The organism is Campylobacter sp. 2352 PW (assembly GCF_024723575.1).
Taxonomy (GTDB): domain Bacteria; phylum Campylobacterota; class Campylobacteria; order Campylobacterales; family Campylobacteraceae; genus Campylobacter_D.
On sequence record NZ_JANQCX010000030.1, the window covers coordinates 1 to 1,794 of the forward strand.

Below are 1,794 nucleotides of genomic sequence, written 5' to 3' on the forward strand. Positions count from 1 at the left end.
TTTACCCTCACTTTTTTAAAAAATTCCAAAACTTTAAGTCACTTTGCAAAGGCTTATAGGGGTAAAATATTAAGAATACTAGCAAGTAAAAATATACATAGCAAAGAAGCTTTACTAGAAAATCTACCAAATGATTTAAAAATAAAAGAAATTAAAATACAAGGATTAAAAGAAGAGATAATTTTAGATATAGTAAGCTAAGCCTTTTGGCTTAGCTTTTATAATTAGAATTTGTATAGAGCTTCAAGTCTGATGAATTGATCATCTCTATCATCAACGCCTTGTTGATTTAAATCTTCTGTTAAGTAAGAATAGAATCCACTAAATGTAAGTTTAGGGCTATAAGCATAAGATACTCTTGCAATATACTCATTTTTATCGATATCATTCATACCTGTTCTTTCTGTTTTACCACCAATATAATCAAATCCTAATCTTACGGTTTCAGCAAAAGTATAACCTAAACCTGCAAAATAGAAGAAGTTTTCGCCATGGCTACCTCTTAAATCACTACCTTCAGAATAGAAAATTTGTTCACCTGGAGCAATTACACTACCTTTATCTTCTAAAACAACAACACTTGTTTTATCTTTATCACCAAAGCCAACTACACCTGCTTGAAAATCAAATGCAGAAATATTTGCTTGGATTTGAGCAGCGTAGAAATTTCCATTTTCTAATCCTAAGCGATCTTCTTTGTCACTGTCTAAGCTATTTCCTAAGTATTGACCTTGGATTTTGAAGTTCATGTCATTGAATGCAAATTTATAGCTAGCATCTACTGCATATAAGAACGCCCAGTTGTTTGAATAAGCAGCCCATACTTGGAAAGCAAATGGATCAAAATCACCTAATACAGCAGCACCATAAAGAGAAGCTTTACCTAGGCTAATATTAGTATTAAAATCTCCATCATCTGTATAATTGAAGCTATCAAACCAGTAACCTGCAAAAGTTAAACCTTCGATAGAATTGTTAAGAACTTTGGCTCCTGTACCTACTGCATCATCAGTCCAAATTGAGTCAACTTCCATTTTACCGAAAAGTACATTTGTAGCATAAGCTTCGTTAGTGTATTCTAAGTAAGCTTGGTTAACAGCAAATGTGCTATGAGTATCAGTTTCAGCATTTCCAAAACCAGGTTCTTTTGTATTGCCATATTGGAATTGAACAAAAGCTTTGAAATTATCATCTAAAGCTGCTTTAAAATTGATTTGTGATTTAAATCTATGTCTGTTTTCTTTAACACCATTATAACCATTAGAAACAGCATTTCCTTGTTCTAATCTATCAGATTCAAATCTGTATCTGAACATACCTGATACATCAACATCTTTTATAGCTTCTTCAAGTGAAACAGCGTTAGCTGCTGAAAAAGCACCTGCAGCTAAAGCTGCTACTAAACTAAGTTTAACTAGTTTCATGAGAATTCTCCTTATTAAAATTAAAACTATGGCTTGTATTATATCATAGTTTTATATGAGAATTCTTAAAGTAAACAAAAATATGTATTTATTGGGATATATATTTGAAGTTATAGTGTGCTGTTATACTATAATTATTAGTATATAATGATTATAGTTTAGATAATCAAACTATATTAAATTAAATCTTTAAAATTATAATTTAATTTTATTCCTAATTTTATATTTTATAAATAATCTCATTCATATTTAAAACTATATATCTTTAAAGATCTAGTAAAAACTAGATCTTTAAAAACTAAGGAGTTATCTATGAATGTTTGCTTTTACAGATGTAATTATGCTCTTTGATAGTTAATGTTTGGAAACT

General features: G+C 29.5%; 1 protein-coding gene and 1 pseudogene. One reads left to right on the forward strand and one right to left on the reverse strand.

Going from position 1 to position 1,794, the window contains the following annotated elements:
• Positions 1-201, forward strand: a pseudogene (locus tag CAMP5121_RS07935) (YaaA family protein); the annotation flags it as partial.
• A 23-nt stretch (positions 202-224) separates the two neighbouring features.
• On the opposite strand, the gene CAMP5121_RS07940 reads toward CAMP5121_RS07935, so the two are convergent.
• Positions 225-1,424 carry a major outer membrane protein gene (locus CAMP5121_RS07940; RefSeq protein ID WP_263707394.1) on the reverse strand — a complete coding sequence of 400 codons (1,200 nt, stop codon included), beginning with the start codon at positions 1,422-1,424 and terminating at the stop codon, positions 225-227.
• Between the last annotated feature and the right edge of the window lie 370 nt (positions 1,425-1,794).

Bases quoted from the DNA above. Each gene is read 5' to 3' on its own strand.
- CAMP5121_RS07940 (WP_263707394.1), bottom strand. From the start codon at position 1,424: ATGAAACTAGTTAAACTTAGTTTAGTAGCAGCTTTAGCTGCAGGTGCT.